The organism is Acidocella sp. (genome assembly GCF_036489515.1).
Lineage (GTDB): Bacteria > Pseudomonadota > Alphaproteobacteria > Acetobacterales > Acetobacteraceae > Acidocella.
Map to the genome: position 1 here is coordinate 133,591 of NZ_DASXFO010000056.1, position 18,464 is coordinate 152,054.

Below are 18,464 nucleotides of genomic sequence, written 5' to 3' on the forward strand. Positions count from 1 at the left end.
TTTTTGCGCCGCTTTTTTTAAAAAGCGGCTACTTTCCTTTACCTAAAAAGGGAGACGCCCGCATGAGCGACTTGTTTCGCCTGGATGGGAAGGTTGCCATCATCACCGGTTCGTCCCGCGGCATCGGCCGCGCCATCGCCGAAACCATGGCCGCCTTTGGCGCCTCCGTGGTGATCTGCTCGCGCAAGCTGGAACCCTGCGAGGCCGTACGCGATGACATCATCGCGGCGGGTGGCCGGGCGATCGCGCTGCGCTGCAATGCCGGCTCACGCGACGATCTGGCGGCGCTGGTCCGTGTCACCACGCAAACATTCGGGCGGTTGGATGCGGTGGTCGCCAATGTCGCCGTCAACCCGTATTACGGCCCGCTCTCGGGCATCAGCGACGAGGCCTGGGACAAGATCATGGCGGTCAACCTCAAATCCACCCTCTGGCTCGCCAATCTGGCACTCCCGGAAGTCGCCAAACAGGGCGGCGGCAGTTTCACCCTGATCTCCTCGATCGGCGCGCTGCGCGGCAGCACCGCCATCCCCGCCTACAACATTTCCAAGCTCGCCGAGATCGGGCTGATGCAGAACCTCGCGGTCGAATGGGGGCCAAAAAATATCCGCGTCAACGCCATCCTGCCGGGCCTGGTGAAGACCGATTTCGCCCGCGCGCTCTGGGACAATCCGGAAACCTTAAAAACCGTGGAGGCGGCGACCCCGCTGGGACGCATCGGCGTGCCGCAGGATATCGGCGCGGTCGGCGCGTTTCTGGCCATGCCGGCCGCCGCCTACGTCACCGGCCAGGCCCTGACCGTCGATGGCGGTTCCACCATCAGCGGCGGGCTGTGATGAGCGGCGCGAAACTGATCGAACCGCTCCCGGCGCATCGCTTCGATCCCAGCCCGCTCTTCGCCTATCTGCACACGCATCTGGAAAACTTCCCCCGCGACGCCGGGCTGCGGCAATTCCAGGGCGGCCAGTCCAACCCCACCTTTCTACTGGAAACGGCGACCCACAAATACGTGCTGCGCAAAAAGCCGCCGGGAAAACTTTTGCCCTCGGCCCATCAGATCGACCGGGAATACCGCATCCAGCAGGCCCTGCAGGGCAGCGGCGTGCCGGTCGCGCCCATGCGCCTCTACTGCGCCGACCCTACCCTCATCGGCACGGAATTCTACGTCATGGATTTCCTGCCCGGCCGGGTGTTCGGCGACGTGCTGATGCCGGAGCTGACACCGCCTGAGCGCGGCGCGCTGCAGCAGGACTTGTTCACCACCATCGGGCGGCTGCACGCGTTGGACTATGCCGCCTGCGGTCTCCAAGATTTCGGCCGGCCGACCAACTACGCGGCGCGGCAGCTCGCGCGCTGGCGCGGCCAGTACGAGGCGGCGCAGACCGAGGATCTGCCCGCCATGACGCAGCTGATGGACTGGCTCGGCGCGCATCTGCCGGAACGGGATGAAAGCGCCATCGTCCATGGCGATTTCCGCCTCGGCAACATGATGGTGCACCCGTCAGAGCCCCGGATCATCGCCGTGCTGGACTGGGAACTCGCCACGCTCGGCCACCCTTTGGCCGATCTGGCCTATTGCTGCATGCCGTTCCATCTGCCGCATATCGAAGGGCCGTTGCAGGGCTATGGCGGGTTCGACCTTGCCGCGCACGGCCTCGCCACCGAGGATGACATGCTGGCGCTGTACTGCCGCGTCGCCGGCCGCACCGGAATTGCGGATTGGAAATTTTTTCTCGGCTTCGCGATATTCCGCAGCGCCGCCATCGCCGAGGGCGTCTATGCCAGGGCCTTGGCCGGCAACGCCGCCGACGCGCGCGGCATCGCCATGCATGGCGTCACGAAAGTGATGGCGCAGAGCGGCTGGGATATCGTTCGATAGAAAGCAGCCGCTTTTTTAAAAAAGCGGCGCAAAAATTTTTGCTCTGCTGGGCCGGAGGCTGTGTCGCTGACAACGCCCATACCCCAAGATTAATAAAGTTTTGTGGTAGTGTCTCAGTTTGAATTTCGGCTTTCGCGCCTTTGCCTTCGTTCTAAGCTGAATGACACTCATCGCGAATGGTTATTCCGAGGCCACTCGTCCGCCAATGATGCGAGCCTCTTGCACATAGTCGAAGCCACCCTTGCCCAGCCAGGCACGTCCGTCAGGATAGCGCAACTCTATTCCTGCAAGATCCTTCTCATCCGCCAGACGCATATTGACACCCAGTTGGACGTTCCCGAACTTCGATATCGCGCTCGTGGTCAGAATAAAGTGCGTCGTCGAACCGCAATTTGCGCAGAACTGGACTTCCGCGGCAGGGTCTTCTTTATCTCCCCGGCTATACCCCTTCGTCGTTCCCTCGATGACGACGTCCGAGGGATGAAAATAGGCCCAGCGGGCGCCAGTTTTGCTACAGAGCGTGCAGTTGCACTCGTTGATGAAGTCCGGTTGCTTTGGGGTTTGGATGCGGACTTGCCCGCAGAGGCAATAGAGCTTCAGCATTCCCGTGTCATAGCAGGAGAGCTGCCTGCCCGAAAGCGGCCGTTCGGTTTCCCTTAAAGCCGAAATTCAGACTGAGACACTACCCGTTTTTTGCTTCTTGTTGTTCACAAAAAAAAGTCTTCCCTTTTTCTTCCCGGATCAGGTTCCAGCGCTCTAGACGTGGCTTACGCCCTTGACATAGGCATGCCCAGATCGGGCCCATGATGCGGTGAAAATTTTTGCCGGCTCTGAGGTGAGCGGCGCGGCGTGGAACTGCGCGCTCATCTGCACCTCTTTGGGCGAGGCAGTCATGCCGCCAAAGGCAAGACGCAACACTAAAATCGAGGCCAACAGGCCATAACCGCAAATCATCGCGCGGTCGAAACGGCGCAGTCTTTCGGCGCTGCGCTGTTGCCGTAGAATGGAAGGCGTGGTCGATTTCGAGCTCTTACAGTCTTCTCGGTGTCGTTTTCGGTTTCTATTCGAGATCAAGTGCCTGTCCTCACGCTTAATCATTGTCCCTGGATAGACCGCGCCGGATAAATTCACGATGCGGAATTCCGGCGGCCGCATAAAGATCGCATGAAGATCCGGCGCCGGCCGAAGGGGCGCCTGTTGCCAGCGCCGCCGCGCCTTTGCCGCCGGCCAGACGCGGCCGGACGGGCATAAATTTATCCACATTTTAGGCTAAGCGCCCGTCTTTCACATGGTGGTTTAATGCCGCCACCGCCTTTTATCACTCTGCCGGCGCGGCATGTAGGCCGCCGGCGGACCAGCCACCAGGCTGCCTCCGACAAATCTGGAGAACGCTGTGAGAGCTCAAACGACCAGTCGGGTTACTTTCCCCACTCCCGCCGTACCATCGAAACAGGCCGCACAGGCCTATGACATGGCCGGAAGCGATTACCTCCGCTACGCCGACGGCGATGCCAGCCGTCCCTTCGACTTCACCAGCCAATACAGCTTCGCCGACCGGGAAATTTGGCGCCGGATCGATGCCACGCTGACGCGCCTGGCCGCCTCCGGCCGCCGCACGATCTCGCTGCTCGATGCCGGCTGCGGGCCCGGAACCTGGCTGCGCCGTGTCGCCTTACGCGCCCGTGAACTCGGCTTCGAGCGCATCAACGCCTTCGGCTTCGACATCTCCCCGGCCATGATCGCCTTGGCGAAATCCAGCCTCGCCGGCATCGATGATCTCACGGTCCGGATGCATTTTCTGGTCCGCGACATTACCGACGGGCCGGCCTTCACCGACCAGGAATTCGACCTCTGCCTGTGCCTCTACGGCGTGCTGAACCACCTGCCGGTGACGGCGCACGGCCAAGTGGCCCAGGAACTGGCCCGAGTGACGCAGGACACGCTGTTCGTCACGGTGCGCGCCGCCGGCAGCCTGCCGACGATCTATGTCGACAGTCTGGACCATGCGCGCAACTTTCAGCAGGACAACCTGGCCGACCGCATGGAGATCGACATGCTCAATGGCGAGCATATCGGCTTCACCTCCCATCTGTTCACGAGCGCCGAGCTCGACCGGCTGTTCCAGCCGCATCTTAAGCAAACGACGCTGTTCGGCCTGGACGTGTTCCACAGCCGCTTTGCCACCGACCGCCGCTGGAACCCCTCCGCGTTCGAAGGCCAGAGCGAATTCTACTCGGACCTGGACGTGCTGGAATACCGCTACGCCTCCGACCCGCGCTTCATCGACCGGGCCGCGCATATTCTGCTCGCCGGCAAGCGTTGAGCCTTAGCGAAGGGAGGAAAGCGGCGCAAAAACTTTTACTATGCTGGGTCATTGGCTGTGTCTGCGACAACGCCCATGGCCCAGCATAAAAAAGTTTTTTTGCTTCTTTTTGTTCACAAAAAGAAGCCTTCCCCTTCGCTTCTTAGTGGAAGGGGAAGCTGCCGCCTGGCCCGGACATACCCCTGTTGGCATCCATGGTAGCATGGTTCGCCACCGGCACGTCCGGGAAATGCGTCAGCAGCGCCAGGGTCTGCGCCGCAGGCCGGGTGAAGACCCCACCCGACAAGGCCGCCAGCGCCGCCGCTTGATCGCCCGCGTCGAGCGCCTTGGACGCCTTCACCAACTGGTCGATCACCGCCTGGGACGGCGCGGTTTCCGGGATCCCCATGATCGCGCGCACCCGCTGGCGGGCCTGCAGCATTTCCATCTTGGCGAGCGGATCGAAGGCCATCCAGCGTCCGCCCGTGGAGAACTGCCCGGCCATCGCATCCAGCGATGCAACCGCCAGCGCCATCGCCGCCGGACGCTTCTGCATCATCTGAGGATGCGAAAAAGCAAATAATGCCTCGTTGAAGGCTGCCATGGCCGGGTCCTGCCCGATCACGGAGTTGCCGAAAGCATCCTGCGGCATAAACCCGGTCGAGGGCAGCGGCGCTTCCAAGGCGCAACCACTCAGGCAGAGCGTTAAAAATGTGACTCCAAAAAGACGCGCTTTCATCTCATTCACCAATTCTTGCCGTAACCTCGTCCAATTCAACGAGGCGCTTTACAGATTGGCGCATTCCGCGATTGTGCCAGCGTACAGGCGTCAATTTATTGCCGATATCACCGCGCAAACCAGACAACGCCACCGCCACGGCAAACCAGACAAAGATCATAAATATTCAAAATAGCTATCGTGTTACGAGATCTTTGCGAATTGCAACAAACGAAAAACAAATTAGTGTTTTGCCACCTGCATGTTCTTTTCGCTCTGGCATTTCCACAGCGGATTTTTCATGTCCTGCGAGGATCAAGCCACGTGATCAAATGTGCGCGGGCCGGAATTCCGGCCCGCCAACGGTACAGTCCAGAGCCGCCCTATTCAGGAAAAAGCTGGGAATTCACGCGGAACGCAGCACGGCACGCCGGTGTATTGCCGACCGTCGCATAGTTGTTCTGGCAATAGACCAGCTCCTGCAGGAAGGATTGCGGATGCTGGTGGTAGGCCTGCACCTGCGGGTCGGCGCAGGAAACCAGCCCCGACGCCGCCGCCAGCAGGGCCAGGCAGGATGTCAGCCGCATCGGATCAGCGCTCTCCGCACGGCGTGCCGACATTGGCGTTGGTGGGTTTCGCAGAGTCCACGATCTGCGCCACCAGGGCATCGGCGTTGTCATTCATCAGGGCGCACTTCGGCGCAGGCGTACGCCCCGCCACGGCGTAAGCGGTCATTTCCGGCATATCTGAACCTTTCATCCTTGGGTAACAGCCCAGTCATTATTCGCCAGATTCCGCCCCGACTCAATCGCCCCTGCCTGCACCGCCTCCGAGCGCCTGAGCTCGGCAAAGTGAAGAGAAAGGCTTCTTTTTGTGAACAAAAAGAAGCAAAAAAACTTTATTAATGCTGGGCCATGGGCGTTGTCGCCGACACCGCCCATGGCCCAGCATAACCAAAAGTTTTTGCGCCGCTTTTTTAAAAAGCGGCCACTTTCTTTCCCCTAAGGGGCCAGCATCATTTGTCTGATTTTGATTGTGCAATTAACGCCCCAAACAAGCAAAACAGTGCGGAATGCCGATCTGGGTAATAACAATGCCGACAACAATCAGCCGGGTTCGCCAGGCTTTGCCAGTAGCGGATGAATTGGCTTCTGCGGCATTGCGTTCAAGCCGTCCAGGAAGCCGCATCAGGACGCCAAGGCGAGGCAATATAAGGGGAAGGAATGGCACCAAGGGCAGCATATACCGCCCTTGGACACCCCTGATCAGCGTTGCGCCAACTGGTGTCCATGACAGATACATCGACAAGCATACTGCGATAACCGAGGCGATGATAACCTCCAACGCGAAAAGCGCATCGAGCGCGCGCCACTGTCGAGCCCCTCGTCCACGCCCGAACAGCATGCCGACAAAGGCGGCCGAGATCGCCACTTTCCAGGCGGCCAATAAGCCAGGGGGCAAAGGCGCATTCAGCCCCCCCAATTGCCCAATAAACTCAATTTCCAGGGAGCTGTAACAGAATTTGAGGCAGTTATAGGGCAGAATCACAATGAATGCAGGTGAGTGCAATAGGGTGCGAATTCCGCCACCGACATCCGGGGCATCGAAAAGGACATTTGGACTGCCCGGCCAGAGCGGACCGGGATGATAAGGCGCTAGCGCAAGATTTGAAACGAAACTCGTATGCATCATGACGACAACCCACCCGAGCGCAGGCAAGCCAAACAAGCCAGCGATCACCAGCCTTCGCATCGCTCCGCGTGTTGCCAGCGGCAGTGCGGTGATAAACAGCAACAGCCCATAAGGAGGCTTCGAGCCGATCACGACCGCGATAACAGCTGCGGCGATCCAGCGCGCCTTCGGGTATTCCGTTTCGTCGAGCGTGAGCATTGCGCCGGCGAGCGCGCATGAAGCGATGATCATGCCGTCCTGACTAAATGAAGCGGCTAATGAGAGCGTCATTGGCAGGCTGAGTAGCGCAAAAAACAACCCCTGTCCGGCACGGGCAAACCACAAGCACGCTGCGCCGATCAGCAGAAATGCAATCAGCATAAACGTACGGCCCAGATAAAGCGATTGCAGAGGACCCAGGCCGATCAGGCCACCGACCCCAATGCCGAGCGCTCCTGGGGCATATAAGGCTGGGAAATACGGAGCCGTACCCGTGGCGTCGGCGAATATCCTGGCATTCGACCACGGAATCGCGCGTGCGTGTGCGCTATTGGTGCCGGGCGCTGATTTTCGAACCTCTTTCACCTCAGGGCATATTGCGTCCAAGGTTCTGGCGTTGTCTCCCATGGACTGAACCTAGTCCGGGCATTTTGATGGCGCAACCGGAACGGATCCAGCTGCGCCAGGGCGCTTGCGTGCCTGTCGCAGGCCGCGTGTGGTTAGGCGGACGCCGCCTCGTCATATTTCACAGACACGTAATTTATCATTCGGCTGTCGCAACACGGGACATCGCAGTCCGCGCATAAGGCCAAGCCGCCTACATCACCGCTCATGAAGGCATCCAGAAGTGCCTGATACCGAGCCCCATATCGCATTTGACGAAGTGTTTCTGTTCGGATGTCACCGATGACCAACGTGCTTGAGTTATCGAGACAGCCGCAAGCGGTTACGCGGCCATCGACGTAAATGCCGGGATTGTCGGCTCTACGGCCCGAGTCTAACGCCTTGCGCTCACGGGGGAGGTGTACACCCGTGCCGTACATAGGCCCCGGTGGCGCGTGCGAGTGCAATTGCAAGTAATGCCAATAATTGCGGATAGATGCGAGTTTACGTTTTATGGTTTGGATCGCGATATCCCCAGCATACAACACCGCCACCCATTTCTGCACGAGTTCTAATCCGTCGCCCGCCCCTGCACTCCCCACAGTGATGCCCGCATGTACAGAGGCAAAGTGCTGAACATCGGATATGTAGGTACTTTTCTGGCGGGCTTTTAAATCACTCGCCCGCGACCACTCCTCGATAGCGAACAAGTATGGTTTGCCACTACTCTCGGTTAATTCTTTCCTTGCTGGTGTTGGTGCGGGTGTGGGGGGCGGTGGGTCATCCATGCCCCCAAAATCCCACGCCCCTGCTACCATCTGCTCTCGTGCCTGTAGGGCGGCGCGGGGTGCCTCCCCGTAGACTGGGCGCAACCTTGCCAAAACTGGGTGATCTGCTGGCAGTTGGGGGGATTGTGAGGCAAGGGCGACGTCTAGGGCTGCCTGCACCACGACATCTATGGCCCCAGGCCTGCGGTTAGCATCGCCTATCTCACGGGTGCCTAAAGTTTTGACCAGTTCGGTGCGGTTCGCCTTGTCAGAGAATCCATCTATGGGCGGCAGATAGGGGCGGAGTGCTGGCGGGACGTAGCGCCGATACCAATATATGCCGGTTTTTGGGTGCCTTCGCAGGTAGGACATACAACGCATGTTTGGAGCACTCTTTGGAACAATGACCATCCAAAAAGCTGCGCAATATCAAAGATTTCTCTGATTTTCTGCCGCAAAAGGCGGCTGGCGGAGGAGATGGGATTCGAACCCACGATACGCCTTGACAGCGTATAACGGTTTAGCAAACCGCCGCCTTCAGCCTCTCGGCCACCCCTCCGCAGCGGAACCGGTGGGACCGGACCGCGACAAGGCTCATAAGGGGTGCAAGCGTGAAGGTAAAGCCTCCCGCCTCTGTCCGCGGCGCCGACAATTCAGGTCGCATCGAGCCAAGCTTCGGCAAAACCATAACAACAACTTGTTATTAAACAATTTTTTTAAAATTACGTCATAAGTATTGTTGCACCGCAAAATTTTTTTCTTGCTTCACCCGGCCGATTTATTCTAACCATGCAGAAGCGGGCTGAGATGCCTCTCCCGTTCTTGAACGTTTCCTCCCGAAACTCGGCGGCGCGTTTGCGCCGCTTTTTTATTCCGCGGCCGCCGCTCCGCGTTTGGGGATAAAACGCGCCCACACCCGCGCCTCGATCACCGCGGCGAGCAACGCCGTCATCCGCCGCTGCATCTCGGCAAATTGCGGGGTACGGGTAAAATTGTGCTCATTCATGTATAGCCCGCGCGCCATTTCAAGCTGGATCACCTGCACCCCCTCGCGCGGCCGGCCATAATGCCGGGTGATGAAGCCGCCGGCATAAGGATCGTTGCGCCGCACCTGAAATCCCAGCTCCGCCAGGGTGGCATGCAGAAAATCCGTCCAGGCCGGCGCGCAGCTGGTGCCGTAGCCGTCACCCAGAATGATGTCGGCCTTCGGGGCGTGGCGCCCCGGCAGGCTCGGCATGGAATGACAATCGATCACCAGGCAGGTGCCGAACAGCTCCAGCGTCTCCTCGATCTGCCCCGCCAACGCCTCATGGAAAGGCAGCCAGCACGTCTCCACGCGCGCCTTCGCCTCGGCGAAGCGGAGTTTTCCGGCATAGATCGCCTCGCCGTTGCCGACGATCCGCGCGATCGTTCCCAGCCCCGCCTGCACGCGCGGGCTGGTGGTATTCACATGCGCGGGCAGCGCGTCGGCGAACATCAGCGGGTCCAGCTCCCAGGCCTCGCGATTGGCATCGCAATAGGCGCGCGGGAACTGCGCGGCCAGCAGCGGCACGCCAAGCGCCGGCCCGGCGGAAAACAGCTCGTCGACGAAACTGTCCTCGCTGCGCCGGATTTCCGTCGCATCAAGCCTTGATGCCGCCAGAAACGCGGGGTCATAGCGCTGCCCGGAATGCGCCGAGGTCAGCACCAGCGCGGCGCGCCGGGTTGTTGGCTTCAGCAGCCGGAAAGGAGCGGGATGATCGGTCATGGTCCGGCTTATTGAACCAGCAACCCCAGGCCGGGACAAGGGATAAAGCTCACACCGGACGGGGCCCCAGAAACGCGCGATGCAGCCGCGCGGTCATGCCGATGATGCGCGCCGGCGCCGCCGCCGTCACCACCAGCAGGAACACCGCAGCCGCCACGCCCCCGGTCAGCAGCAGCTGCGCCACCAGGCCCAGCCCCGGCCATGCCGCCAGGGCCGCCGCCGCGGCCAGCCGCCCCACCAGCAGCCCCAGGCAGGGCAGCGCCAGCATCTTCAGCACCGGCGCCACCGGCCGCTCCAGCCCCAGTCTCAGCGCCGCCAGGAACAGCGCCACGCCGAGCACGCCCCGCCCCGCCAGGGCCCAGGCCAGCGCCCGCAACCCGAACGGCGCGCCGAACCATGCTGCCAGCATGATCGTCGCGGCGTTCGCCCAGGCGAAATAAGCGACCAGCCGAGTGCGCCGCGCCGCCGTCAGCAACGGATTGATCACGCCGTACAAGGCCGTCGCCGGGGCCATCAGCGTCAGGGTGCCGAACACCGCCGCCGCCGCCGCCCAGTGCTGCCCGAACATCAGCAGCACGATCGGCTGCGCCGCCGCGCCGCACACCGCGCTGACGAAAAAGATCGCCATGGACAGCACATCGAGCATCTGCCGCACGGCCTCATCGCGCCGCTCCGGCTCGCCGCGCACCGCGACGAAAACCGGCATGAACACCTTGCTCGCGGGCAGGAAGGCGATCTCCTGCAGCACCTCGACCAGCCGCTGCGCGATGCGAAACCGGCCAAGATCCGCCACCGGAACGCGCAGCCCCACCAGCATCACATAGCCGGTCATGGCGATGTAATCGACGAACGCCGCCTGCATCAGCGGCACAGAAAACCTGAAGCTGGCCCGCAACACCGGCCAGGGCGGCGGACGCGGCGGGCGCCAGCGCGCCGCCACCGCCGCCACCAGCGCGTAAAACGCGATGCCGATCATGCGCTGATCGATCAGCGCCTCGATGCCCCGCCCGGCAAAGGCCAAAGGCAGCGCCGTCACCCCACCGAGCACCGTGCTGCCCAGGGAGATCAGCCCCACCGCCCGAAACCGAAAATTCGTGGCCAACCGCGCCGAGGGCACGACCAGAAACGCAGTGAGAAAAATATTCACCGCCATCACGCGCAACACCAGTGTCAAAGCAGGCTGCGCATAGAGCCCGGCGACCCAAGGTGCGGCCAGACACAACACGATCGTGAAACCGAGTGCCGCCAGGCCTTGTGACCAGAACGCGCCTGCCTCGACCGCACGGTCACCGGGATAGGCCAGCACCTGCTCGCCGGCGCCGCTCACGGAGATCATGCGCGCCAGATCGGAAATCACCGAGGCAATGGCGATGAGCCCGACCACCCGGGCCGGAATGGTGCGCAACAGCAGCCCCAGGATCAGGAAGCCAAAACTTCGCTCCGCCAGGACGGTGGCGAAATTCCACGCAGCACCATGCGCCGCCCCCCTGGCCAGCCCCATCCGCGCCGCCTTTCGTTACGATTTACGAATGAAACAGTATCATAACGAACAAATCAAGTACGCTTGTTTTAAAAGAAAGAAGCCGCTTTTTGAAAAAAGCGGCGCAAAAACTTTTGACTCCGCTGGGTCATGGGCGATGTCCCCGACAACGCCCATGACCCAGATTCATAAAGTTTTTTTGCTACTTTTTGTTCACAAAAAGTAGTCTTCCTTACTTACCTTACCTACGCGCAACGCAAAAATAGCCCAGCGCCAGCACCGGCAGCACCGCGCCCACGACGCACAGCCCCACCCAGCCGAAATGGGCGAAGACCGGGCTGGTGATGGCCGACCCGGCGGCCCCGCCGACAAAGAAGATCGCCATGAACATGCCGTTAAGGCGCGAACGGATTTCCGGGGCGAGCGTGTAGATGCTGCGCTGGCTGAACACGAGATTGGTCTGCACCCCGGAATCGAGCAGCACCCCGCTCAGCGCCAGGATGATCACCGAGTGCAGCCAGAAGCCCAGAATCGCGACCAGGAAGGAGAAGCTGATCAAGACCAGAGCGAACACCGTGCCGCCGGTCGCATGACCGCGATCGGCCATCCGCCCTGCCAACGGCGCCGCCAAGGCGCCGGCCGCCCCCACCAGCGCGAAGAGGGCGATGCCGGTCTGCGTGTAATGGAAGCTATGGGCCAGCAGCAGCGGCACGCCGGTCCAGAACAGCGAGAAGCCGGCGAAAGCCGCGGCCTGATAGGCGGAGCGCTGGCGCAGCAGCGGAATGCGCACAGGCAGCGCGAACAGCGAGGCCAGCAGCTCGCCGTAATGGCGGTTCGCCTGCGGACGCCGGTGCGGCAGGCTGAAGCGCAGCAGTGCCAGCATCGCCAGCATCACCGCCGCGGAAATCAGAAACACCGCCCGCCACCCAACGAAACTCGCGATCACGCTGGACACCGGCCGGGCCAGCAAAATCCCCACCAGCAGCCCGCTCATCACGTTGCCGACGACACGGCCACGCATATGTTCCGGCGACAGATGCGCCGCCAGCGGCACCAGCATCTGCACCGCCACCGAGGTCAGGCCAATCAGCACCGCCGCAGCCAGCATCACCGTGCCGTCGCGCGCCACCGCCGCCAGCAGCAGCGCCGGGATCGAGGCGGCGATGGTCAACACCACCAGCAGCCGGTTTTCCACGAGGTCGCCCAAGGGCACCAGCAACAGCAGCCCGGCCGCATAGCCCAGCTGTGTCAGGCTGACGATCGCGCTGGCATCGCGCGGCCCGAGCCCAACCGCGGGACCGATCATGTCGATCAGCGGCTGCGCATAATAGATATTCGCGACGACAATGCCGCAGGCAGACGCCAACAGCAGGACCATCGCCGCGGACGGGCCTGTTTTTTGAGAAATATTCATAGTGGCGGCTTACCTGAGGCGGGAATTTCTGCGATGCAACAGATAAAACGGTATGGCCGTATTGCCTTGTCTTTTTCAGGGAGTTTTCATGAATTTTCTCCACGCCATCCTGTTCGCGATCCTGCAGGGCGCGAGCGAGCTGTTCCCCGTCAGCAGCCTGGGCCATGCGGTGGTCGTCCCCGCGGTGCTGCATTGGGGCGTGGATCAGGCCAGCATCGGCTTCCTGCCCTTCCTCGTCATGCTGCATCTGGGCACGGCGACCGGCATGCTAGTGTATTTCTATCGTGACTGGCTGGCCATGCTGCGCGGCGTGCTCGGCGCCGGCTACCGGAGCGAAAACATCGTCGAGCGCCAGCTGGTGCTGCGGCTGATCATCGCCACCCTACCGGCGGTCATCGTCGGCGAGATCGTGAAAAAGCCGGTGACGCATCTGTTCGCCAGCCCGCTCATCGCCTGCATCTTCCTGATCGTGAATGCCGGGCTGCTGCTGCTGGGCGAGCAGCTACGGCGCCAGGTGGTCAAGCGCAGCACCACCCTCACCAACATGGACGCGCTGATCATCGGCCTGTTCCAGTGCCTCGCCTTCCTGCCCGGCATCTCGCGCTCCGGTGCGGCGATCGTCGGCGGCCTGCGCCGTGGCGTGGCGCATGAGGAGGCGGCCAAGTTCTCGTTCCTGATGGGCACGCCGGTGATCTTCGCCGCCGCCGTGGTCGAGATCCCGAAACTCCTGCACGCGCACGAGCTGCACGCGCTGTTCGGCCTGTCGCTGCTCGCCGCCGTGGTGGCCGGCGTCGTCGCCTTCGCCAGCACCGCCTTTCTGATGCGCTATTTCCGCGATCACGATTCCTGGGCGTTGAAACCGTTCGCCTGGTATTGCGGCATTTTCGGCGCCGGCAGCTTCGTGCTGCTGCTGATGGGGCTCTGATGAAAAAGCTTCTTTGCGCCGCCTGCCTGCTTCTGCCCCTGGCGGCGTACGCCGCCGTTAGCTTGGGCACGGCCTACGCCGCCGTCAATCTCGCCATGGCGCCGATCGGCCGGACCGACCTGCCCTGGTGGAAGCTGCGCTTCGAGCAGTCTCTCGCCGCCGCCAAGGCCGACCCGAACGCTGAAGTGATCTGGTTGGGCGATTCCATCACCCATTACTGGCAGCGCCAGGGCACGCACGGCTACGACGATGTCGCGCCGGTGTGGAACCACTATTACGGCCCCTATCACGCGCTCAATTTCGGTTTCATCGGCGATACCACCGCCAGCCTGATCTGGCGGCTGGACCATGGCCAGGTCGCCGGGCTGCACCCCAAGCTCACCATCATCCTGATCGGCGCGAACAATCTCGGCCGGGTTCATTGGGGCGCGGATCTGAGCGTGCCGGGGATCGAATCCGTGGTCACCCTCACCCATCGCCGCCTGCCCGCCTCGCATATCCTGCTGCTCGGCGTGCTGCCCTCGATCCGCTCCCCCTGGGTCGATCAGCAGACACGCCTGATCAACGCCGCCCTGGCGCAGCACTACGCCAACGACCCGGTCGTCACCTTCGAGGATGTCGGTCCCCTGCTGCTGAAAAACGGCCATGCCGACGCCAGCCTGTACGTCGACCCGCGCCTCACCCCGCCCGAGCCGGCGCTGCACCCGGACGCCGAAGGCATGACACTCATCGCCCGGGCGATTGCCCCAATCGTGGCTAAGTACGCAGGATAGAGGAAGGCTACTTTTTGTGAACAAAAAGTAGCAAAAAAACTTTGTTAATGCTGGTCATGGGCGTTGTCGGTGACAACGCCCATGACCCAGCATTAACAAAAGTTTTGCGCCGCTTTGGCTCGAAAAGCGGACGCCTGACTTTCTCTGAATTGATCTAAGGCAATCATACTCCAGGGTGAAAGCTCACTCGGCCAGCTTCCGCCTATCCGTCCGGAGGATGGCCATGATCAGTTCATCCCTATGGATTCCGCCGAAAAACACATGGTCGCGGGCCACGCCTTCCGGGATAAAGCCGACGGACTCGTAGACATGGCGTGCACGCGAATTCTCGGGATAGGTGCCAAGCCAGAGGCGGTGCGCATCTGTCTCCCGGAATACAAGTTCAACCACCGCCCCGAGCAGTTGCCTGCCAAACCCCTGCCCCGGCTTGGAAACGGCAACGCGTTTCAGCAGAGTCACACGCTCGGAGGAGGCCCAATCCCGCAGGATGACGAAGCCTATCGGCTCATCGTCAATTTTCCCCAAAAAATAAGCGTGACGGCCATCCGCTAACGCTGCGCGATGCTTGTCTTCACTCCACCGCCCGACGAAGGCGTCATAGCCATCCAGGCGTTCAGTCGCCATGATGAAGGGCAGATCGGAAACGGTGGCGTGAGTTAAATGAAAATGGGACATTCCTGAAATGTGCCGTGTCCCTGCGGTGCCGTCAAAACCTTGATCCATGCACATTTGTTGACGGCTGATTGGGTTTTCGCCCTAGAGCATGATTGCTTTACATCAATCACGCTCTAGCCTTGTTTACACGAGCGATTGCATGGCTCAATCGAATCGCTGTGCGATTCGATTTCAAGCCATATCGCTCTAACGCCCGCTTCGAACGGCCTCGACAAACGTCCTGATCAGCGCCGGGGATTTTTGGCCCGGCGCGGTTTCCACGCCTGACGACACGTCGGCGCCGGGCGCGCCTGTGATGCGCAGTGCTTCGGCCACATTGTCCGGCCGCAGCCCGCCCGCCAGAAGCCAGAATTTCTCCGGCCGCCAGCGCGCCAGCAATTCCCAGTCCGCCTGCACGGCGTTGCCGCCCGGCCGCGTCGCCCCCGGCGGCGGTTTCGCCTCGGCCACGTAGCCGTCCGTTGGCTCTTCCGCCTCGGGAAAATCCGCCGGCGACGAAATCCCGAGCGAGCGCCAGAGCGGCAGGCCAAATTGCCGTTTCAGCGCCGCCGCCTCGGCCGGGGGCGCATGGATCTGCAAAATATCCAGCTTCACCTCGGACAGCACCGCTTCGATGTCCGCCGCGCTCGGCTTCACGAACAGCCCCACGCGCTGCGGCCCGCTTAGGTGCCGCACCGACAAGGCAGCCGCCTGGGCCGGCGTGACGTAGCGCGGCGAAGGCGGAAAAAACACGAAGCCCAGAAAATCCGCGCCGGCCTCCACCACCGCATCGAACGACGCCGCGCTGTTGATGCCGCAGATTTTGACGCTGGCGCCGGTCAAGGCAAGCAAAAGGGAAGACTACTTTTTGTGAACAAAAAGTAGCAAAAAAACTTTGTTAACCTGGGCCATGGGCGTTGTCGCCGACACAATCCATGGCCCAGCATAAAAGAAGTTTTTGCGCCGCTTTTTTCAAAAAGCGGCTGCTTTCCTTTCATGCTAGCGCAACCCGGCGATGGCCGCCGCGATCGAGGCGGCCGCCGCTGCGGGATCGGGCGTCGAAAAAATCGGCCTTCCGACCACGAGGTAGTCGGCCCCCGCCGTCACCGCCTGCTCTGGGGTCATCACCCGCGCCTGGTCGTTGGTGGCGCTGCCGGCCGGGCGGATGCCGGGCACCACGAGGATTGGCGCGGCGCCGAATGCGTCGCGCAGCGGCGCGATCTCGTGTGCGGAGCAGACCAGCCCGTCGGCGCCATTGTCCAGCGCCAGCCGCGCCAGGCGCAGCACCTGCTGGGTCGTGCCGCCGGCCACACCGGTTTCCGCCAACGCCGTCGCGTCCATGCTGGTCAGCACCGTCACGGCGAGGATTTTCGGTGGCAAAGGCGCCGCGGCAGCCGCCTTCGCCGCCGCCGCCACCATCGCCCCGCCGCCGCCGGCATGCACGGTCAGCATCTGCACGTTGAGCGGCAGCAGCGACCGCACCGCGCCCGCCACCGTGTTGGGAATGTCGTGCAGCTTCAGGTCCAGGAACACCGGCGCGCCGGCGGCGGCGGCCAGCCCGGCCGGGCCATTCGCCAGGAAATATTCCAGCCCCAGCTTCACCAGCCCGCAATGCGGCGCCACCGCCTGAGCCATGGCGGCCGCCTGGGTCCGGTCCGCCGTATCGATCGCAGCGATCAGCCGTTTCGTCATGGCGCCTGCGTCCCGATCTGCGCCGGCGTTGCGCCCGGCACGGACAGCCGCGCCTCCAGCTCGGCATTGCGCTTCTCGGCGCGCTTGGCGCGGCGCTTCGCCGCCAGCCGCGACGGCAGATGGAACGCCAGCCCGAGCAGAAACCCGAGCGCCAGCACCACCAACACCACCACACCGACCGGCAACTGCGCCAGCGGCCCCAGCGGCCAATAGGAAATCTCCATCGGGTCGCGATTGGAGAGCATAAAAATCACCAGCAGCACGATAATCACGAAGCCGATGATCGTTTTGAATAGTCTCAGCTTTTTACTCCGCCACTCTTCTTCACCATGGGCGTAGACATGGGCTTGTTGATGCGTTCCCGCAACTCCTTGCCGGCCTTGAAAAACGGCACCGATTTCTGCGCGACCTCGACCGTTTCGCCCGTGCGCGGGTTGCGTCCGGCCCGGGCATTGCGTCGCTTCACCGTGAACGCGCCGAAACCGCGCAGCTCCACCCGCTCACCGCGGGCCAAGGCAGTGGTCATTTCGTCAAAGAACGCGGCGACGATGCGCTCGACATCCGCCACCGTCAGATGGGGGTTATCCTCCGCCAAGCCGGCGATTAATTCCGATCGTGTCATGAAACTCTCCAGACCGAGAGTGACGATGCCAGGGCAGCACGATCCGGTCAATAACCATTTGTGATCGTGAGGTTTTTCACTAAGCCGAGGTTACGAAACGCCCCATAAAATCGTCACAGTTACGTAATTTTCTTGCCCCGAAAATGCAGCACCGCAACAAAAAACCCCGGTGCCGAAGCACCGGGGTTTTTTCCAACTCTCGGCCCGCGCCGACCCCTCTGCGGAAGGGACCGGCGCGGAGCAGAAAATCAATCTTCGGTCTGCTGGTTGCGGCGACGGATCGCGGCCCCCAGGATGTCGCCGAGCGAGGCGCCGGAGTCGGACGAGCCGTATTCCGTCATCGCCTGCTTGTCCTCGTCGATCTCCTTGCCCTTGATGGTCAGCTGCAGCTTGCGGGCTGCGCGGTCCACCGCGGTGACCTTGGCGTCGACGGTGTCGCCCACCGCGAAGCGCTCGGCGCGCTGCTCGGCCTTGTCGCGCGCCAGCTCGGCGCGGCGAATGAAGCCGGTCAGCACATCGTCCACCTTCACCTCGATGCCGTTCGCCTGCACCGCCGTCACCACGCAGGTGACGATCTGGTTCTTGTGCACGCGGTCGAGCACGCCGGCGGCCGGATCGACCTCAAGCTGCTTGATGCCGAGGCTGATGCGCTCCTTCTCGACGTCGATGTCGAGCACTTTGGCCTTGACCACTTCGCCCTTGTTGAACTTGGCGATAGCCGCCTCGCCGGAATCGTCCCAGGACAGGTCCGACATGTGCACCATGCCGTCGATCTCCGCGCCGATGGCCACGAACAAGCCGAACTCGGTGATGTTGCGGATCTCGCCCTCGACGATCGAGCCGATCGGGTGCTCGTCTTGGAACTCTTCCCACGGGTTGCGCGAGACCTGCTTCAGGCCCAGCGAGATGCGGCGCTTGGAGGCGTCGACATCCAGAACCACCACGTCGACTTCCTGGCTGGTGGAAACGATCTTGCCCGGATGTGCGTTCTTCTTGGTCCAGGACATTTCGGACACGTGCACCAGACCCTCGACGCCCGGCTCCAGCTCCACGAAGGCGCCGTAGTCGGTGATGTTGGTGACGCGACCGGAGGCCTTGATGCCCGGCGGGTACTTGGCGTCCACGCCTTCCCACGGATCGGCCTCGAGCTGCTTCATGCCCAGCGAGATGCGCTGCGTGTCGGCATTGAAGCGGATGACCTGCACCTTGACCGGCTGGCC

21 protein-coding genes, 1 tRNA gene and 2 pseudogenes are annotated in these 18,464 nt (G+C 62.1%); 5 read left to right on the forward strand and 19 right to left on the reverse strand.

The genetic code is table 11. From position 1 onward, the window contains the following. Nucleotides 1-62: 62 nt before the first annotated feature. Both VGG47_RS09095 and VGG47_RS09100 read left to right on the forward strand, forming a co-directional pair. Nucleotides 63-836, forward strand: a complete 774-nt coding sequence (locus VGG47_RS09095) for an SDR family NAD(P)-dependent oxidoreductase (protein ID WP_331537672.1) — start codon at nucleotides 63-65, stop codon at nucleotides 834-836. Then, entirely contained in the window at nucleotides 836-1,879 is a 1,044-nt protein-coding gene (locus VGG47_RS09100; protein ID WP_331537674.1) for a phosphotransferase family protein, read from the forward strand. Before VGG47_RS09095 ends, VGG47_RS09100 begins: the two co-directional genes overlap by 1 nt. Nucleotides 1,880-2,059: 180 nt before the next feature. On the opposite strand, the gene VGG47_RS09105 is transcribed toward VGG47_RS09100, so the two are convergent. Both VGG47_RS09105 and VGG47_RS09110 read right to left on the reverse strand, forming a co-directional pair. Next, complete coding sequence (locus VGG47_RS09105; protein WP_331537676.1) at nucleotides 2,060-2,482, reverse strand: GFA family protein; 423 nt, start codon at nucleotides 2,480-2,482, stop codon at nucleotides 2,060-2,062. A gap of 153 nt (nucleotides 2,483-2,635) precedes the next feature. After that, a complete protein-coding gene (locus VGG47_RS09110) occupies nucleotides 2,636-3,034 on the reverse strand; it encodes a hypothetical protein (protein ID WP_331537678.1) in 399 nt (132 codons plus the stop codon). A 316-nt stretch (nucleotides 3,035-3,350) separates the two neighbouring features. Here VGG47_RS09110 and VGG47_RS09115 point away from each other — a divergent pair, with 316 nt between their 5' ends. Next, nucleotides 3,351-4,202, forward strand: a complete 852-nt coding sequence (locus VGG47_RS09115) for a class I SAM-dependent methyltransferase (protein ID WP_331537680.1) — start codon at nucleotides 3,351-3,353, stop codon at nucleotides 4,200-4,202. 142 nt (nucleotides 4,203-4,344) lie between these two features. Here the strand turns inward: VGG47_RS09115 and VGG47_RS09120 are convergent, their stop codons facing one another. The 11 genes and pseudogenes from VGG47_RS09120 to VGG47_RS15640 all read right to left on the reverse strand — a co-directional run. Next, nucleotides 4,345-4,833: a hypothetical protein gene (locus tag VGG47_RS09120; protein WP_331537682.1), complete on the reverse strand. Its 489-nt coding sequence runs from the start codon at nucleotides 4,831-4,833 to the stop codon at nucleotides 4,345-4,347. A gap of 88 nt (nucleotides 4,834-4,921) precedes the next feature. Next, complete coding sequence (locus tag VGG47_RS09125; protein ID WP_331537684.1) at nucleotides 4,922-5,080, reverse strand: hypothetical protein; 159 nt, start codon at nucleotides 5,078-5,080, stop codon at nucleotides 4,922-4,924. Nucleotides 5,081-5,282: 202 nt separating this feature from the next. Next, entirely contained in the window at nucleotides 5,283-5,486 is a 204-nt protein-coding gene (locus VGG47_RS09130) for a hypothetical protein (RefSeq protein ID WP_331537686.1), read from the reverse strand. A 454-nt stretch (nucleotides 5,487-5,940) separates the two neighbouring features. Continuing rightward, nucleotides 5,941-7,197 (reverse strand): DUF2142 domain-containing protein, encoded by a 1,257-nt coding sequence (locus VGG47_RS09135; RefSeq protein WP_331537688.1) that lies wholly within the window; start codon nucleotides 7,195-7,197, stop codon nucleotides 5,941-5,943. A 92-nt stretch (nucleotides 7,198-7,289) separates the two neighbouring features. After that, nucleotides 7,290-7,961: an SPASM domain-containing protein gene (locus VGG47_RS09140; protein WP_331537690.1), complete on the reverse strand. Its 672-nt coding sequence runs from the start codon at nucleotides 7,959-7,961 to the stop codon at nucleotides 7,290-7,292. A 159-nt stretch (nucleotides 7,962-8,120) separates the two neighbouring features. Further along, nucleotides 8,121-8,351: pseudogene (locus tag VGG47_RS15630) on the reverse strand (DUF6538 domain-containing protein); the annotation flags it as partial. 55 nt (nucleotides 8,352-8,406) lie between these two features. Next, nucleotides 8,407-8,499, reverse strand: a tRNA-Ser gene (locus VGG47_RS09145). A gap of 309 nt (nucleotides 8,500-8,808) precedes the next feature. Further along, nucleotides 8,809-9,687: an N-formylglutamate amidohydrolase gene (locus VGG47_RS09150; protein ID WP_331537692.1), complete on the reverse strand. Its 879-nt coding sequence runs from the start codon at nucleotides 9,685-9,687 to the stop codon at nucleotides 8,809-8,811. 49 nt (nucleotides 9,688-9,736) lie between these two features. After that, a complete protein-coding gene (locus VGG47_RS09155; protein WP_331537694.1) occupies nucleotides 9,737-11,188 on the reverse strand; it encodes an oligosaccharide flippase family protein in 1,452 nt (483 codons plus the stop codon). 220 nt (nucleotides 11,189-11,408) lie between these two features. Beyond that, nucleotides 11,409-11,957 (reverse strand): MFS transporter, encoded by a 549-nt coding sequence (locus VGG47_RS15635; protein WP_408841799.1) that lies wholly within the window; start codon nucleotides 11,955-11,957, stop codon nucleotides 11,409-11,411. A gap of 72 nt (nucleotides 11,958-12,029) precedes the next feature. Then, a pseudogene (locus VGG47_RS15640) lies at nucleotides 12,030-12,581 on the reverse strand (MFS transporter); the annotation flags it as partial. 88 nt (nucleotides 12,582-12,669) lie between these two features. Between VGG47_RS15640 and VGG47_RS09165 the strand changes: the two are divergent. Both VGG47_RS09165 and VGG47_RS09170 read left to right on the forward strand, forming a co-directional pair. Continuing rightward, on the forward strand, nucleotides 12,670-13,506 hold the full coding sequence (locus VGG47_RS09165; protein ID WP_331537698.1) for an undecaprenyl-diphosphate phosphatase: 837 nt from the start codon (nucleotides 12,670-12,672) through the stop codon (nucleotides 13,504-13,506). Then, complete coding sequence (locus VGG47_RS09170) at nucleotides 13,506-14,279, forward strand: GDSL-type esterase/lipase family protein (RefSeq protein WP_331537700.1); 774 nt, start codon at nucleotides 13,506-13,508, stop codon at nucleotides 14,277-14,279. The genes VGG47_RS09165 and VGG47_RS09170 overlap by 1 nt, the downstream gene beginning before the upstream one ends. A 183-nt stretch (nucleotides 14,280-14,462) precedes the next feature. Here the strand turns inward: VGG47_RS09170 and VGG47_RS09175 are convergent, their stop codons facing one another. The 6 genes from VGG47_RS09175 to VGG47_RS09200 form a co-directional block, all read right to left on the reverse strand. After that, nucleotides 14,463-15,002, reverse strand: coding sequence for a GNAT family N-acetyltransferase (locus tag VGG47_RS09175; protein ID WP_331537702.1), 540 nt, complete (start codon nucleotides 15,000-15,002; stop codon nucleotides 14,463-14,465). A 138-nt stretch (nucleotides 15,003-15,140) separates the two neighbouring features. After that, nucleotides 15,141-15,782, reverse strand: a complete 642-nt coding sequence (locus VGG47_RS09180) for a phosphoribosylanthranilate isomerase (protein ID WP_331537704.1) — start codon at nucleotides 15,780-15,782, stop codon at nucleotides 15,141-15,143. A 147-nt stretch (nucleotides 15,783-15,929) separates the two neighbouring features. Next, nucleotides 15,930-16,622 carry an orotidine-5'-phosphate decarboxylase gene (gene pyrF / locus VGG47_RS09185; RefSeq protein ID WP_331537706.1) on the reverse strand — a complete coding sequence of 231 codons (693 nt, stop codon included), beginning with the start codon at nucleotides 16,620-16,622 and terminating at the stop codon, nucleotides 15,930-15,932. Beyond that, nucleotides 16,619-16,894: a lipopolysaccharide assembly protein LapA domain-containing protein gene (locus VGG47_RS09190; protein ID WP_331537708.1), complete on the reverse strand. Its 276-nt coding sequence runs from the start codon at nucleotides 16,892-16,894 to the stop codon at nucleotides 16,619-16,621. Before VGG47_RS09190 ends, pyrF begins: the two co-directional genes overlap by 4 nt. 26 nt (nucleotides 16,895-16,920) lie before the next feature. Beyond that, a complete protein-coding gene (locus tag VGG47_RS09195) occupies nucleotides 16,921-17,244 on the reverse strand; it encodes an integration host factor subunit beta (RefSeq protein ID WP_331537710.1) in 324 nt (107 codons plus the stop codon). 248 nt (nucleotides 17,245-17,492) lie between these two features. Next, on the reverse strand, nucleotides 17,493-18,464 hold a 972-nt coding region (locus tag VGG47_RS09200; RefSeq protein ID WP_331537712.1), incomplete at its 5' end, for a S1 RNA-binding domain-containing protein.

What these genes read in the sequence shown, in the direction of transcription:
- VGG47_RS09155 (WP_331537694.1), bottom strand. Translation starts at nt 11,188, where the DNA reads ATGGGGCTGGCCAGGGGGGCGGCGCATGGTGCTGCGTGGAATTTCGCC.
- VGG47_RS09150 (WP_331537692.1), bottom strand. Translation starts at nt 9,687, where the DNA reads ATGACCGATCATCCCGCTCCTTTCCGGCTGCTGAAGCCAACAACCCGG.
- VGG47_RS09165 (WP_331537698.1), top strand. Translation starts at nt 12,670, where the DNA reads ATGAATTTTCTCCACGCCATCCTGTTCGCGATCCTGCAGGGCGCGAGC.
- VGG47_RS09100 (WP_331537674.1), top strand. Translation starts at nt 836, where the DNA reads ATGAGCGGCGCGAAACTGATCGAACCGCTCCCGGCGCATCGCTTCGAT.
- VGG47_RS09140 (WP_331537690.1), bottom strand. Translation starts at nt 7,961, where the DNA reads ATGGATGACCCACCGCCCCCCACACCCGCACCAACACCAGCAAGGAAA.
- VGG47_RS09105 (WP_331537676.1), bottom strand. Translation starts at nt 2,482, where the DNA reads ATGCTGAAGCTCTATTGCCTCTGCGGGCAAGTCCGCATCCAAACCCCA.
- VGG47_RS09135 (WP_331537688.1), bottom strand. Translation starts at nt 7,197, where the DNA reads ATGGGAGACAACGCCAGAACCTTGGACGCAATATGCCCTGAGGTGAAA.
- VGG47_RS09115 (WP_331537680.1), top strand. Translation starts at nt 3,351, where the DNA reads ATGGCCGGAAGCGATTACCTCCGCTACGCCGACGGCGATGCCAGCCGT.
- VGG47_RS09125 (WP_331537684.1), bottom strand. Translation starts at nt 5,080, where the DNA reads ATGATCTTTGTCTGGTTTGCCGTGGCGGTGGCGTTGTCTGGTTTGCGC.
- VGG47_RS09110 (WP_331537678.1), bottom strand. Translation starts at nt 3,034, where the DNA reads ATGCGGCCGCCGGAATTCCGCATCGTGAATTTATCCGGCGCGGTCTAT.
- VGG47_RS09130 (WP_331537686.1), bottom strand. Translation starts at nt 5,486, where the DNA reads ATGCGGCTGACATCCTGCCTGGCCCTGCTGGCGGCGGCGTCGGGGCTG.
- VGG47_RS09175 (WP_331537702.1), bottom strand. Translation starts at nt 15,002, where the DNA reads ATGGATCAAGGTTTTGACGGCACCGCAGGGACACGGCACATTTCAGGA.
- VGG47_RS09195 (WP_331537710.1), bottom strand. Translation starts at nt 17,244, where the DNA reads ATGACACGATCGGAATTAATCGCCGGCTTGGCGGAGGATAACCCCCAT.
- VGG47_RS09120 (WP_331537682.1), bottom strand. Translation starts at nt 4,833, where the DNA reads ATGCCGCAGGATGCTTTCGGCAACTCCGTGATCGGGCAGGACCCGGCC.
- VGG47_RS09095 (WP_331537672.1), top strand. Translation starts at nt 63, where the DNA reads ATGAGCGACTTGTTTCGCCTGGATGGGAAGGTTGCCATCATCACCGGT.
- VGG47_RS09170 (WP_331537700.1), top strand. Translation starts at nt 13,506, where the DNA reads ATGAAAAAGCTTCTTTGCGCCGCCTGCCTGCTTCTGCCCCTGGCGGCG.
- pyrF (WP_331537706.1), bottom strand. Translation starts at nt 16,622, where the DNA reads ATGACGAAACGGCTGATCGCTGCGATCGATACGGCGGACCGGACCCAG.